We start from the raw sequence: 13,548 nt of genomic DNA, 5'->3' as shown, positions 1-13,548 counted from the left end.
CTTCATTGTTTTCATAAGCGAACAATCCCCGTCACCGTCGATAAAAAATGTGGGGGCACAGTGCTATCATCGGCGGCATTTCCCGGTTTTATTTCCCGGTTTGAACGGCAGGATCCGCTTGCATGGATACGCAGAAAGTCGAAGCGCTCTGGGTGCATCTGCACTGGCTGAACGTGCTTGCGGCGCAGGGCAGCTACACGGCGGCGGCAGCGCGCCTTGGCGTGAGCAAGGCGGCAATGAGCCAGCGCATTGCCGAACTGGAGCGCGTGGCCGGCGTCGCGCTCGTGCAGCGCACCACGCGCAGCGTGCGCTTCACCGAAGCCGGGCAACGGCTCGTGGAAGAAACGCGCGAGGAATTCGAGCACATCGCCACGAGCTTTGCGAGCGTGCGCGAGATGGCCGAGGTGCCGCGCGGCACCGTGCGCGTCACGGCGCCTGTCGCTTTCGCGCGCCAGCAACTCGTGCCGCGTCTCGCCCACTTCGCGCGCGCCAACCCCGAGGTTCGCGTGCAACTGGAGCTTTCCGACAGGCTCACCTCGATCGCAAGCGAGGGCTTCGATCTCGCGATCCGCCATAGCGCGCAGGTGCCGGAGACTCACGTGGCGTGGAAGCTTTGCGACATCCGCTCGGTGATTGCCGCAACACCCACCTATCTGAAGAAGCACGGTGTTCCGAAAACGCCGGCCGATCTCGCGGCGCACGACTGTCTCTACTACCCGCGCACGGTGGGCTCGGGTGTGTGGTCGTTCGAGAAGGCCGGTCGCCGCGCTGCGCAGTCGCGCGTGAGCGTGACCGTGAACGGCCCGCTCGCGGCCAACAACAGCGAGGCCTTGCGCGACGCCGCGCTCGAGCATCTCGGCATCGCGCTGCTGCCGGATTTCAGCGCTCAGCCCGCGTTGCAGGCGCGCAAGCTGGTTGTGCTGCTCGCCGACTGGCGGCCAGTGGGCGCGTTCGCTTCGCAGTTGCACGTGGTGCGCCCATACGGCGTGCACGTGCCGCGAGCCGTTACGCGCTTTATCGAGTTCCTGCGGGAGTCGTTCGAGGGTGGATTTCCGCTAGAGTAAGCGCGGTGAGCGCGCATCTAGAACCGCACGCGCTCAAAGGCCCGATTGCCTGACCCGGCGTATCCATTGCAAAGGACAACGTAGGGAGCGAGCGTAATGAAAAAGCCACGGACTGCGCCGTGGCTTTTTCATCGCTACGCAGTCTTTGCCGCGAGCCCGTGCATGAATACGTCAGGCTGCCGATGTGCGTCGCGCCGCGCGTTGCGGAATCAGCATGATGCAGACGACGATGAACGCGAACAGAATGCCCGAGGCATAGAACCGGCTGACGTCGAAACCACCCTGCGCCACTGGCTTGTCGAGCAGATCGCCAAGCGTTGCGCCGAGCGGGCGCGTCAGCACGAATGCGAACCAGAAGAGCGCCGTGCGCGAAATACGGCGGGACAGCCAGAGCAGGCCGACGACAACGATCCCCGCCCCGAAAATGACCGCGCCCATTTCATAGCCGAGGCCAAGACCGCCGCGGTCGTCGCCGGCGACCCAGTCGCCGAGCGCCGTGCCCAGCGTCTGCGAGAACAGAATCGTGGTCCAGTAAAACCATTCCACCCGCACGGTCGCGACGCTCTCGATCGAAACGGTCCCTTCCACGCGATACCAGATTGCAAGGCTCGCGACGAGCAGGACGACGATGATGGAGACGCCGCCCGGGTAGCCGACCCCGAGCGAGCGGTCGCAGAAGTCGGCCAGCGTCGTGCCCAACGTGGTCGTTGCGACAATCGTGGCCCAATAAAGATACGAATGGAATTTTTGCGCGCGAATCTGGGCCGAGACCAGCACCACGAAGGCGGCAAAAAAGATCAGCGTTCCGACGAGATAACCGAGGTTCAACGACATCGTGACCCAATCGCCACCGGTCTCGCCCAGCGTGGTGGCGGCAATTTTTACGATCCAGAACCCGAGCGTCAGCTCGGGAACCTTACTAAGCGCGTGGTCTACTGCATTCCTGGCAGTGGAATTCATTGGCAACTCTCCTGAGTGATTACACCCTGAATGAATACCGCGCTATTTTATTCAGCTCAGACTTAACGCCGCCTTAACGACAGTCGGATGAAAGCTTTTCGCGCTGAATATTGAATCCCGGGCAAAAACATCCATCATTGCGAACGCGAATATTACAAAACGCCTTCATTTGCGACGCGCAAGCGCAGTGTACGCTCACGATGTGTCGCTGAATTGAACCGCGAGTCCGCCAATAAGGGCATTCAAGGTATTGCGCTTGCTAAACGGTGCTAATCGGAGTGGTTCCGATCCACCGAAGCAAAATCATGTCGACCAAGCATCCCCCCCGCAGTTCCACCCCTACGCCGCTCAGCGCCAGGCTGGCCTCGCACCCGCATGGCGCGCCTGCCTCCGCGGCCGGCAAGCACCCGGCCCCGCCCTGTACGCTCGTGATCTTCGGCGCGCGCGGCGACCTCACCCAACGCCTGCTGATGCCGGCGCTCTACAACCTTGTCGTGGATGGCCTGCTCGACAGCGGCATGAAGATCATCGGCATCAATCACGGCGAGCGCGAGACCCAGGCATGGTGCGAAGATCTGCACGACGCGCTGCAGAAGTTCGCCGCCGACAAGGCCAGCACCTTTCACGCGGGCAAGCTCGACGACAACGCATGGAACTGGGTCGCGCAACGTCTGCAATACATGGCCGGCGAATTCGAGGACGACGATGTGTACCAGCGCCTTGCACAGCAACTCGGCGGCAACGGACGAGACGGCGCGCAAGGCAACGTCGTGTTCTACCTCGCGGTGGGCGCGCGCTTCTTCAAGCCGATCGTCGAACGTCTGGGCAAGGCCGGCCTGTTGCAGCAAAGCGCCGATGACAGCGGCCCGTTTCGCCGTGTCGTGATCGAAAAGCCATTCGGCTCCGATCTCGCCTCGGCGCGCGATCTGAACCAGCACGTACTGAGCTTCGTGAACGAATCGCAGATTTATCGCATCGATCATTTTCTCGGCAAGGACACGGTGCAAAGCATCCTGGCCGTGCGTTTCGCCAACGCGCTGTTCGAGCCGGTCTGGCGCCGCGAGTACATCGACAGCGTACAGATCACGGCTTCGGAAGTGATTGGCGTGGAAAGCCGCGGGCGTTTCTACGAGCAGACCGGCGCGTTGCGCGACATGGTGCCGAACCATCTGTTCCAGTTGCTCTGCATGGTGGCCATGGAACCGCCCAATTCGTTCGATGCCGAAACGGTGCGCAACAAGAAAGCCGAGGTCTTCGATGCCATCAAGCCGCTCACGCCCGACGACGTGGTGTTCGGGCAATATGGCAAGGGGCCGGCGGGCGCGGCCTACCGCGACGAACCCGATGTCGCGAAGGACAGCCGGACCGAAACCTATGCCGCCGCGCGCGTGCGGATCGACAACTGGCGCTGGGCGGGCGTACCGTTCTATTTGCGCACCGGCAAGCGGCTTACGGCCCGGCACACGGAGATTTCAGTGCAACTCCGGAGCGTGCCGTTTCGCCTCTTCCGCGACACGCCCGTCGACGCGCTAACGCCCAATGTGCTGACGCTGCGCATCGATCCCACGCATGGCACGAGCTTCGATTTCAACGTGAAGACGCCGGGGCCGGTCATGCAGATTGGCGCGGTGCATTCGTCGTTCGATTACGATGACTTTTTCACGGAGCATGCGAATATCGGTTACGAAACGCTGCTCTACGACTGCATGCTCGGCGACCAGACGCTCTTTCAGCGCGCCGATAGCATCGAGTCGGCGTGGGCCGCCGTGGACGGCGTGCTGCACCCGAAAGACGGCTCGGCGGTGCGCGTGCACGAGTACGCCGCGGGCAGCGAAGGACCGGCCGAAGCGCAAGCGCTGCTCGCACGCGACGGCCGCGCGTGGCGCGCGCTCACGCCGGGCGAATCCAGGAAGAGCTGAAGCGGACGGACGAAGCGGACTGCAGATACGACCAATGGAGAATCCAGTGACCAGAACAAAAAGCGCGGCAAAAACCACACAAGCACGCACGAAAGCAGGCAAAAGAAATATCGCGCCCGCGACGCCTGCCGTCATCGAAAACATTCTCGCCATCGATATCGGCGGCACCGGTCTCAAGGCGGCGATCGTCGACGCGGACGGCAAGATGCGCACCGACCGCGTGCGCGTGGAGACACCGCATCCGTGCTCGCCGGACTTGCTCGTCGAAACGCTTTATAAACTCGTCAAGCCATTGGTCGAGCAGTATTCGCCCGCGCACGTGTCGATCGGCTTTCCCGGTTTCGTGCGCAACAACCGCGTGTTTACGGCGCCCCATCTCGGCATGCAAGGCTGGAGCGACGTGCCGCTCGCGCAAATGCTGGGCGAGCGGCTGGGCAATCCTTCGGTGCGCATGATCAACGATGCGGAGATGCAGGGCTTCGCCGCCATCGAGGGCAATGGCCTCGAATTCGTCCTGACGCTCGGCACGGGCGCGGGCACGGCCCTGTTCCGCGACGGCGAGCTGATGCCGCATCTCGAGCTCGCGCATCATCCGGTCAGCAAGAAGCGCGCATACGACGAATATATCGGCGAGGCCGCGCGCCGCAAGGCTGGCAATCAACGCTGGAACCAGCGCATCGAGAAAATCATCGGCATTCTCGAATCGCTCGTGCACTACGACAAGCTGTGGATCGGCGGCGGCAATGCCGCGCGACTCACCTTCGATCTGCCGCCGAACGTGGCGATCGTGCCGAACGAGCGCGGTCTGGAAGGCGGGGCGCGGCTGTGGCACCCGAGGTCGGTGCGCGAAACGCGGCAACTTCCGGCAGCGACACAGCGCACGGGGGCTTTCGAGTGAACGCCCCTCCCGTGCGCTAATTCACCCGCTCAACGCGGCGCCGCGATGCCTGGCGCGTCGACTTCCGAAGCCGTGACGACGCGGTTGCGTCCCATCGCCTTCGCCATGTAAAGCGCCGCATCGGCGCGCGCCATGGCGCCCTCCAGCGTGTCGGCCGGTGCGATCCGGTCGACGCCGGCGCTGAACGTGCAGCGTATGCCCTCGGCGGGCGAGCGTTCCAGCGCGAGCCGCAGCGCATTCGTCAGCGCCGCTGCGTCGCTCTTTGCAGTGTCGACGAACAAGATCGCGAACTCCTCGCCGCCCAGACGCCCGAAGAGATCGCACGAGCGCAACTGGCCGAGCGCCACCATGCCGATATGCGTAAGCGTTCGATCGCCCACGGCGTGGCCGAAGCTGTCGTTGACGGCCTTGAAATTGTCGATGTCGAGAATGGCGATGGAGAGCGCCGTGCCCGTGGTCCGCGCCCCGGAAAGCAGAACGCCCGCTTTCTCCATGAACGCGCGACGCATGAGCGCGCCCGTGAGTTCGTCCACCGTCGCGAGCCTCTCCATTCTCCGGACCAGTTGATCGTGCGCGAGCATGACCATGCCGATCGACATGCAGGGCAACGAGACGATCGCAAGGCCCAGAAGCACCACATTCCAAAACGAGGGCTGCACGAATGTGACCGGCGGCACGACGCCGGAGGCCGCCGCGACGATACGCGCAATGTGGCTCAATGCGCCGACCCAGGCCGCCAGCGCGACGAATCGCGCGGCATAGCGCGCGCCGTCACGCGGCGCATGACGCAGCGCCAGCAGGCCCACGACGATCCGCCCATAGGTCAGGACGGCGGACAGGAGCACGACCCTCGCCGCGATGCTCGGCACAACGCATGTGAAGTACAGGAGCGCGGCGAATACAACGGCAAACGCAGCGAACTCCGGACGGCGTATGGGCTTCACGCCGCAGAACTGACGCGTTCCCTGCAAAAGCAGCATGACGGCCGCGATCGTGACAAACGAAATACCGACGATGGCGAACGGGCGCGGTCGATCGCCGGCGAACAACACACCCGACGACGCCACGGCCAATAGCGCATAGGCCTGGCACCAGCGCTTCACGCCCGGCACCGCGGTGCGATGCAGCGAACCCAGAATGGCCACGCTCATCACGCAGGACACAATCAAGATCCCGAATAGCGCGAAGGGGCTGAGCATGAGATCGGGCCAGATGGAAAAGGACGATGGATCAGGATGATCGAGTCGACATCCCGCGACTGAAATGAAAATGAAATATAAAGAAAGCCATTCGTTATGACGGCATTGCGCCATAGCGGCGAAGACGTATCGTATCGCAGGTGGGAGCGGTAAAAATACCATTGCGGCGCGGCGGCGCCCGGTAAAGGATACGTGACGCAATCCGCTGCTCGACAAAAGCCGCGCACGCATAGCGAAGCGGCACCATTTGCCAAGGACGACTGATCATTCTGAAAAGACTGGCGAGAGCGCCATGCGCTGCACGCCAGCCAGCATGTCGAAGAAAACCGAAGAAAAGCAAAGATAAACTACTGGGTGTCCAGGCTAGGGTCGAACGCCCTTTCGCCTTTTGCGCTTTGCTCGACCATCGCGCGCGAAAGCAAGCCCCTCGCCTCGCCGCTCGACGCGTCGATGGTCAGCGCATGTCCCGCGTTGTGCCACGCGCAAACCCAGTCCGCCTGGCGTGCGCATAGACGTGCGTAGCCTAGCAGCGAGTCGCGCTCCTGCTCGCGGGAAACCAGTTCGGCGCGCATTTGCAGCGCATCGCCGTTGCCGGGTTGCTCGGCAAGCGCGGCCATGATGGACCTGCGGGCCGGGCCGAGATTGCCCTTGTCGAGGCTCGCGCGCGCACTGGCGAGATTCCGGGAGATATCGGCGCGCATGCCGGCCTCGCGCTTCATGACGACAGCGCGCTCATTGCGAAGACTCTTGAGCGATGCGGCATCCCGTGGGACGGATTCCGTGCGGGTTTCCGTGTGGGTTTCCGTCGGTGAAGCAGCCGTGCGGCGAGACGGCGTCACTGGCTCGATCACGGAAGGCTGCGCGGGCGCGGCAACGGACGGCGGCGACACGGTCTCCGGCGGCGGCATGGGCACGGCCACGGGAGACGGCATGGGCCCCGGCGCTTGTGGCGTCCCGACCACGCCCTCTTGAGCGATCTGGGCTTCCGGCGCCGTTTCGCGCCCATCGCGATGCGAAAGCACGTAACCGGCGAAAACGGCCGCGAACACGGCCACCGTGGCGAACGCATAAGCATACGATCGCGCGTGATTCACCGTGCGTTCCTCGTAGGGACGATCGGCTCTCATTGGCTCGCGAGGCGATGCGCCCAATTGGCTCGCGCCGCAATGAGGACAAAAATTCAGTGGCCTTTCAAGCCTGGCCCCGCAACTGGAACACTGCCGCGGGCCAGAGCCACCCAAGCCTGGTTCATTACGCATAGGAAAGTTGCGGCTTCTATCGATCTGAGGGCTGCCGCCACCTCAAGTCAAGGCGCGCTGCAGCAGGTGGCGACGTCGTACAAAATCGGTGTCGGATACCGTAAATCGTTGGGTAGTCGTTGAAAAAATTCATATTGAATATGGACTACTTCGCCGCGAAGATCAACCGGCGAGTCCGCCAAGTGACGGGGCTACAACGGCCCTTTTAGTGGGCAGGCCGAGAATGTCCGGGTGCGGGTCAGTCCCGATCATCCTCAGGGCCGATCGGAGACATTCGCCGATGATGGGGTCATCGGTTCCAGGCCGGTTCCAGGCAATTAGTTGTTCGAGCAACGTTCGGATTCCTTTCAATATCGTGCCTGCCTTCGCAGCCACCGCTTGCATCCTGAAGCGGCCCGGCCCATGACGACAGAAGTGGAAACCATGGCGGAGATTCACGGTCACCGCGCCGAGGCGGATCATGGCGAAAAGATCAGCGGCCGCAACCAGCATTACCCGGCCGCGCCAGCGCCGTACAGGTCGTTGTCGTCATCGTCGTCTTCGACATCGGGTTCATCGAGATCGACTTCGAGCACGCGGCAGACATCGCGCACGAATTCGTTCATGGCGGCAAGGCATTCAGGGCTGTTCGGCGGAAAATCCTCGGGGTTCTTCTTGCCCTGCGCCCTCCTGATCACGCGAATGCTGGCCTCCAGTGCCCGTGCTTCGGCCCAGATCGAAGGGTACTCAGGAGGTTCCAGGGGTTCGCACGCCATGCACTGATTGTCGGCAGCGGTTGCGCAAACTTTAGGCATGACGCGGGAAAGGCGCACGGGCGCGCAAGTCCGGAATCACGCCAGCTTCGCTGGCTTCGCGCACCGCCGCCTCCCGTGCCTCCCGTGCCTCCTGCGCCGTTACTCCAGCGCTCCACGACCGTTCGACGAGCACTCGCATATCGTCGACGCCATCGCAAAGCGGGTTTACGCTAGTTCGCGAGAACACAAGCGATTGGGGCAGATCGCCATAGGTCCGCGGAATATGAAATATCTAATATCAAGTCACCGCGCAACGTGATCGCTCAGCAATGAATGGTTGTCGGACGCGGCTACTGACAAATCAAGGAGACACCATGCTGCATGATCTGCCCGCCCGTCCCGAAACCGTTCACTGGGGCTATTTCGACGCCTGCAAAGCACCGGCCCTGACCGTCAAAAGCGGCGACATTATCCGTGCCGAAGCCATCACCCACCACGCCGGCGATGCGCCGGACCTGATGATGGATGACGCGGTGCGCGAAATCTATAACAAGATTCCGCACGACGACCGCAATCCCGGCGTGCACATCATGACCGGCCCGATTTACATCGAGGACGCCAAGCCCGGCGACGTGCTCGAAGTGCGCTACTTGCAGATGATTCCGCGCTTTCGCTACGGTGCGAATGCCGCCGCGCATTGGGGCCAGTTGTATCGCGAGTTCGAAAAAGAGCGCATCACCATCTACGAACTCGACACCGCATCGAACACCGCGCACGCGCTCTACGCTTACGACTATCCGGGCAAGCTGACGATCCCCGGCAAGGTCGTCGATCAACGCGAATGCTGCCGCCAGCCGGCGCTCGCAGGCGTGCGCGTTCCGGTGCGCCCCCATCTGGGTACGGCGGGCGTGGCGCCAGACAAGGCAGGCCGCGTCTCGACCGTGGAACCGGGCCTGCATGGCGGCAATATCGACAATTGGCGCATTGGTGCGGGCGCAACCATGTATTACCCGGTCGCCGTCGACGGCGCGCTGTTCTCGATCGGCGATCCGCATATCTCGCAGGGCGACGGCGAAATCAGCGGCACGGCTATCGAGGCCTCGTTGAACGTGCTCTTCCAGGTCGTACTGCGCAAGGATTTCCACTTCCCCTCGCCGCTGCTCGAAACGCCGGACTGCTGGGTCGTGCATGGCTTCCACGAAGATCTCGACGAAGCCGGCAGGAATGCGGCCCGCGACATGATCCACCTGTTGACCGAGCAACAAGGCCTCTCGCGCGACGACGCCTATTCGCTCATGAGCGTATCGGCGGACTTCGGCGTGACGCAGGTCGTCGACGGCACCCAGGGTATTCACTGCACGATGCCACGCGCCATTTTCCCGCCGAAGACGAAGGGCTAAAGGCCAGGGCAGCACCATCGACTATCCGCAAGGCCGCATGCTTTTCACGCGTTGAATAGCGCGGGATTCGTGCGGCGAGCCAAGAAACATGGCAAGCGGCAATGCAAGCGCGAAAGCGAGAGGAATTCACATGCACTATGTCTACGTGGGGCGCAACGAACTGGTTGCGCTCGTCGTCGGTCTCGTCACCGGCACGCTCTATTCCTGGCTGGACCTGCCCATCCCTGCACCCAACGTGACAGGCGGCGTCTGCGCCATTCTCTTCACCTATCTCGGCTATCTGGTCGTGAATGCACTGCGAAAGACCGTCAGTTTCGGCCGCCCACCCGAAAGCCGCTCGATTGCGGCCGATTGATGATTGATGACTGACGAGAAAAGGGGAATGACATGGTTGAAATCGTGCTGGGTCAAACGGAAATTCAGGCCGCAGCCGTTGGCCTGGTGACAGGCGTTGTTTACACTGCGGTACGGGCTCCGATACCGGCGCCCAATGTGCTCGGCGGCATCTTCGCCATCGTCGGCACGTTCGCCGGCTTCGTGCTGGTAGCGGCCATGCGAGGTCAACTGCATTTCGGCTAGCCGCGCGAGCGGCCTTCGCATGTGCGAGATTGAAGTCAGGCGGGCCTGCTCGGTCGCGCGGTCGAACGGACCGCAGAGCCCGCTTTTTCGACTACTGAATCGACTGCCGAATCGACTGCTGAAAGCAGATGCCAGGGAGACAGGCCTTGCGTCAATCGCACTTTTCCACCGAAGCCTGGCCGCAACCGGGCCGTGCCGCCGCCTGGCGCGCCGAGCTCATGGTCGCGCGGCTTGGCTGCCAGAATCTGTGCGCCGATCACGCCCTGCATGGCACGGTTCAGTCGCGCACCACCAGCGCGGGAATCGAACTCGCCTGCATCTCTTCAGTGCCGCAATCGCTCACCGTGGCCGGGGGCAAGGACCGGGGCCTCGTGCTTCTCATGCTGCTCGAAGGCGAGGCCGGGCTCGCCGCCAATGGAGCGAGCGACAGCCTGAGCGTGAACGAAATCGTCTGCGTGCCCGCAAGCACGCACGCGGAGCTGTCGCTCGCCACCACGTTTCGCCTGCTCACCGTTCATATCGGCCCCGCGCTGCTCGCCGCCCGGATAGCCGCACCGCTGCCCGTCGACGTGATCAAGCTCACGGGCGATGCGGGGCTGCTCTTCTCCAGGATCCTGTGCGCGGCCACCGACACGTTCGAAACCGTCGTGGCCGCCGACTCCAAGGCGTTGCAGCCCATCGACAGCACGATCACCGAGTTTCTCTCCGCCGCATTGATCGCGAGTCAGCCGCCCGATCCCGCAGGACTGACGCAATCGCGCACGGCCATCTTTGCGCGCATTTGCGAACGCGTCGATGCGCGGCTCGCAGAACCCGGCCTGAGCGTCGCCTCCATCGCGGCCGACGAGCATGTTTCCGCGCGCTACCTGCAAAAGCTGTTCGAGAAGTCGGGCACGAGTTTTTCGATCTATCTGCGCACGAGACGGCTCGAACGATGCCGGACCGATCTGGCCAATCCGCTCTATAGCAAGCTCACGGTCTCGGACATCTGCTATCGATGGGGCTTTAACGACCCGTCCTGGTTCAGCCACGCCTTTCGCCATCAGTTCGGCATTTCGCCCAGTTCCTATCGCGACCAGATGATGCCCGCGCCGGCCAAGGTCGTTGCGCAAAGCATCTCGCGCGGCCGGCCCGAGCATGTGCGCATCCAGCCCATCGCGCGCAACCCGCTTTCCGCCAACGATGGCACGGCGCCGGTCGGCACACCCGGCCACGTATCGCGCTGGGGCCATGCCACGGACAGCTTCGGGCGCCGGCATCACCGGCTCCAGGCAACCGACAAGACGGTCCATTGGGGCTATCTGAGCCGCGACTTGCCCCCGGTGCTCGAAGTCGAGTCGGGCGACAAGGTGACGATCGAGACGCTCACGCAACACGCTTCGGACGACTGGGAGCGCATGATCGAAGGCGATGCCGGCGCGCAAAGCGTGTTCCACTGGAGCGCCGAGCGCAAGAACGTCGACCGGCGCGGCGCAGGCCCGCTCGATGCGTCGATCTACGGACGCGGCGCTGGCGAAGGATTCGGAGTCCATATTTGTACGGGACCGGTTGCCGTGCGGGACGCGATGCCGGGCGACGTGCTCGAAGTGAGGATTCTCGACATCCGCCCGCGCTTGAGCGCGAACCCCTGCTTTCACGGCAAGGCCTTTGGCAGCAACGCTGCCACATGGTGGGGATTCCATTACCGCGACCTGCTCACGGAGCCGCGCGAGCGCGAGGTCGTGACCATCTTCGAGATCGACTGCGAATGCTCCGACGGCAAGGCCCGTGCGCTCTATAACTTCCGCTGGACGCCCCAGCGCGACCCGTTTGGCGTGGTGCATACGACCATCGATTACCCCGGCGTTCCTGTCGATCATTCCACCATCGACAAGAATTATGAAGTCCTGAGCGATATCGAAATACCGGTCCGCCCGCATTTTGGCGTGATTGCCGTGGCGCCCGCACAGAACGGCTTGATCGACTCCATTCCGCCTTCGAGCTTCGCGGGCAATCTGGACAACTGGCGCGTGACGCGCGGTGCCAGCGTCTTTCTGAGGGTGGCCGTGCCCGGCGCGTTGTTTTCGATTGGCGATCCGCACGCGTCCCAGGGCGATTCCGAGCTTTGCGGCACCGCCATCGAGTGCTCGCTGACCGGCGATTTCCAGCTGATCCTGCATAAGAACGGCGAGATCGATCCGGATGCGCCGTTCGCCGACTTGACGTATCCGCTCGTCGAAACCGCCACCGAGTGGATTCTTCATGGCTTCAGTTCTCCGAACCATCTAACCGAGTTCGGGCAAAAGGCACAGAGCCACATCTACATGAAGTCGACGCTCGACGAGGCCATGCGCGACGCCTTTCGCAAGGCCCGGCGGTTCCTCATGTCCGTCAAGAAACTCAGCGAGGACGAGGCCATCACGCTCATTTCGGTTGCCGTCGACTTTGGCATTACGCAGGTGGTCAATGGCAACTGGGGCGTGCATGCGATTATCAGGAAGGCGCTCTTCAAGGACGCGTGATTCGACACGCGTCCTTGATAGTCCGTGATACGCCCTGTTATTTACGCCCCGTCACGCGAGCCGGTAGACGCCTTCCTCATCCACCTGTACGCGGCCATCGGCCATGAGTTCGGCCAGATGCTGCGAAATCGTCCGGGTCTCGGCGGACACCACCCACGGCGCCTCATAACCCGGCGGATACAGCAGCCGTTGCTCGACCAGTTGCTCGAGCGTCTTCGGCGACGCCTTCAGCCACGCCAGCACGCGCTGCTCGCGTTCATCGAGCTTGGCCGCAAACGCCGCGAGATCGCGCAGGAAATGCTCGCGGTCGGTGTACACGCCGCGATGGTGCGAAGTGACCCATACCTTCGCCGGAATATCGGGCAAGTGCGCCATGCTGCGGCGAAAATCGCGCAGGCTCGACGAGGCGTCGCCATAGTAAGGCCCGAAACCCGTCAGGTCGATGTCGCCGGTGAAGGCCACGCCCTCGGGCTCGACCAGCAGCACACAGTGGCCCGCCGTGTGCCCCGGCATGTGGAACGCGCGAATGCGCGACTGGCCGAGATCCCAGCATGCGCCGTCCAGATAGCCTTGCGCGTCCGGCCTCGGCGCATAGAGGAAGTCGCGCTGAAGCATCGCCAGCAACTCCGTCGCGCTGTTCGCGCCCGTGCCGTAAGCGGCAACCATGCCGTCCCAACTGCGGATCGCCGGCAAATCGGCCTCGTGCACATGAACAGCGGCTCGGGGAATGCGGTGCAGGCCGGCCATATGGTCTTCATGCACGTGCCCCATGACCACCAGTTCAGTCGCATCGAACTCGGCGCCGATGTGGTTCGAAACCAGCGGCGTATCGAAGGCCGCGCGCGTGTCCGAGCCGCGAATCAGCACCTGATTTCCATCGGGGTACTTACCGTTCTTCGCGCCGAACAGGACCGAAACGCGGCCGAAGTCGGCGCGTGCCACAGGGACGTGCGCAGGGACGTGCGCAGGGACGTGCGCAGGGACGTGCATAGATACCTGCATCGATACGAGGGAAGCGGCGTTGCCAGGAGCGTG

At 63.1% G+C, this 13,548-nt stretch carries 12 protein-coding genes; 7 read left to right on the top strand and 5 right to left on the bottom strand.

Features of this window, described 5'->3' with window-relative positions; all coding sequences use genetic code 11:
* Nucleotides 1–122 precede the first annotated feature (122 nt).
* Nucleotides 123–1,064 carry a LysR family transcriptional regulator gene (locus L5014_RS19105; protein WP_238465305.1) on the top strand — a complete coding sequence of 314 codons (942 nt, stop codon included), beginning with the start codon at nt 123–125 and terminating at the stop codon, nt 1,062–1,064.
* A 171-nt stretch (nt 1,065–1,235) separates the two neighbouring features.
* Here the strand turns inward: L5014_RS19105 and L5014_RS19100 are convergent, their stop codons facing one another.
* The gene (locus L5014_RS19100) at nt 1,236–2,024 is read right to left on the bottom strand and encodes a COG4705 family protein (RefSeq protein ID WP_238465304.1); all 789 of its coding nucleotides are present in this window, start codon (nt 2,022–2,024) and stop codon (nt 1,236–1,238) included.
* 305 nt (nt 2,025–2,329) lie between these two features.
* On the opposite strand from L5014_RS19100, the gene zwf reads away from it, so the two are divergent.
* Nucleotides 2,330–3,943: a glucose-6-phosphate dehydrogenase gene (gene zwf, locus L5014_RS19095; protein ID WP_238465303.1), complete on the top strand. Its 1,614-nt coding sequence runs from the start codon at nt 2,330–2,332 to the stop codon at nt 3,941–3,943.
* 34 nt (nt 3,944–3,977) lie between these two features.
* Nucleotides 3,978–4,841 carry an ROK family protein gene (locus tag L5014_RS19090; RefSeq protein ID WP_274389422.1) on the top strand — a complete coding sequence of 288 codons (864 nt, stop codon included), beginning with the start codon at nt 3,978–3,980 and terminating at the stop codon, nt 4,839–4,841.
* 29 nt (nt 4,842–4,870) lie between these two features.
* On the opposite strand, the gene L5014_RS19085 is transcribed toward L5014_RS19090, so the two are convergent.
* The 3 genes from L5014_RS19085 to L5014_RS19075 all read right to left on the bottom strand — a co-directional run bounded on the left by L5014_RS19085 (nt 4,871) and on the right by L5014_RS19075 (nt 8,054).
* Nucleotides 4,871–6,040 carry a GGDEF domain-containing protein gene (locus L5014_RS19085; RefSeq protein WP_238465301.1) on the bottom strand — a complete coding sequence of 390 codons (1,170 nt, stop codon included), beginning with the start codon at nt 6,038–6,040 and terminating at the stop codon, nt 4,871–4,873.
* Nucleotides 6,041–6,387: 347 nt separating this feature from the next.
* Nucleotides 6,388–7,167 (bottom strand): RAD23 family protein, encoded by a 780-nt coding sequence (locus L5014_RS19080; protein WP_238465300.1) that lies wholly within the window; start codon nt 7,165–7,167, stop codon nt 6,388–6,390.
* A gap of 623 nt (nt 7,168–7,790) precedes the next feature.
* The gene (locus L5014_RS19075; protein WP_238465299.1) at nt 7,791–8,054 is read right to left on the bottom strand and encodes a hypothetical protein; all 264 of its coding nucleotides are present in this window, start codon (nt 8,052–8,054) and stop codon (nt 7,791–7,793) included.
* A gap of 353 nt (nt 8,055–8,407) precedes the next feature.
* Between L5014_RS19075 and L5014_RS19070 the strand changes: the two genes are divergently transcribed.
* The 4 genes from L5014_RS19070 to L5014_RS19055 all read left to right on the top strand — a co-directional run bounded on the left by L5014_RS19070 (nt 8,408) and on the right by L5014_RS19055 (nt 12,513).
* Nucleotides 8,408–9,433 carry an acetamidase/formamidase family protein gene (locus L5014_RS19070; protein ID WP_238465298.1) on the top strand — a complete coding sequence of 342 codons (1,026 nt, stop codon included), beginning with the start codon at nt 8,408–8,410 and terminating at the stop codon, nt 9,431–9,433.
* Nucleotides 9,434–9,563: 130 nt separating this feature from the next.
* A complete protein-coding gene (locus L5014_RS19065; protein WP_238465297.1) occupies nt 9,564–9,788 on the top strand; it encodes a XapX domain-containing protein in 225 nt (74 codons plus the stop codon).
* Between the two features lie 32 nt (nt 9,789–9,820).
* Nucleotides 9,821–10,012: a XapX domain-containing protein gene (locus tag L5014_RS19060; protein WP_238465296.1), complete on the top strand. Its 192-nt coding sequence runs from the start codon at nt 9,821–9,823 to the stop codon at nt 10,010–10,012.
* 146 nt (nt 10,013–10,158) lie between these two features.
* Nucleotides 10,159–12,513: an acetamidase/formamidase family protein gene (locus L5014_RS19055; RefSeq protein WP_238465295.1), complete on the top strand. Its 2,355-nt coding sequence runs from the start codon at nt 10,159–10,161 to the stop codon at nt 12,511–12,513.
* Nucleotides 12,514–12,564: 51 nt separating this feature from the next.
* Here the strand turns inward: L5014_RS19055 and L5014_RS19050 are convergent, their stop codons facing one another.
* Nucleotides 12,565–13,503, bottom strand: a complete 939-nt coding sequence (locus tag L5014_RS19050) for an MBL fold metallo-hydrolase (protein ID WP_238465294.1) — start codon at nt 13,501–13,503, stop codon at nt 12,565–12,567.
* Between the last annotated feature and the right edge of the window lie 45 nt (nt 13,504–13,548).

The organism is Paraburkholderia tagetis (assembly GCF_022213065.1).
Classification (GTDB): Bacteria; Pseudomonadota; Gammaproteobacteria; order Burkholderiales; family Burkholderiaceae; genus Paraburkholderia; species Paraburkholderia tagetis.
This window is presented reverse-complemented; position numbering and strand designations above follow the sequence as displayed.

Coding starts and splice junctions, on each gene's coding strand:
- L5014_RS19070 (WP_238465298.1), top strand. CDS start 8,408: ATGCTGCATGATCTGCCCGCCCGTCCCGAAACCGTTCACTGGGGCTAT.
- L5014_RS19075 (WP_238465299.1), bottom strand. CDS start 8,054: ATGGCGTGCGAACCCCTGGAACCTCCTGAGTACCCTTCGATCTGGGCC.
- zwf (WP_238465303.1), top strand. CDS start 2,330: ATGTCGACCAAGCATCCCCCCCGCAGTTCCACCCCTACGCCGCTCAGC.
- L5014_RS19050 (WP_238465294.1), bottom strand. CDS start 13,503: ATGCACGTCCCTGCGCACGTCCCTGCGCACGTCCCTGCGCACGTCCCT.
- L5014_RS19085 (WP_238465301.1), bottom strand. CDS start 6,040: ATGCTCAGCCCCTTCGCGCTATTCGGGATCTTGATTGTGTCCTGCGTG.
- L5014_RS19060 (WP_238465296.1), top strand. CDS start 9,821: ATGGTTGAAATCGTGCTGGGTCAAACGGAAATTCAGGCCGCAGCCGTT.
- L5014_RS19065 (WP_238465297.1), top strand. CDS start 9,564: ATGCACTATGTCTACGTGGGGCGCAACGAACTGGTTGCGCTCGTCGTC.
- L5014_RS19100 (WP_238465304.1), bottom strand. CDS start 2,024: ATGAATTCCACTGCCAGGAATGCAGTAGACCACGCGCTTAGTAAGGTT.
- L5014_RS19090 (WP_274389422.1), top strand. CDS start 3,978: ATGGAGAATCCAGTGACCAGAACAAAAAGCGCGGCAAAAACCACACAA.
- L5014_RS19080 (WP_238465300.1), bottom strand. CDS start 7,167: ATGAGAGCCGATCGTCCCTACGAGGAACGCACGGTGAATCACGCGCGA.
- L5014_RS19105 (WP_238465305.1), top strand. CDS start 123: ATGGATACGCAGAAAGTCGAAGCGCTCTGGGTGCATCTGCACTGGCTG.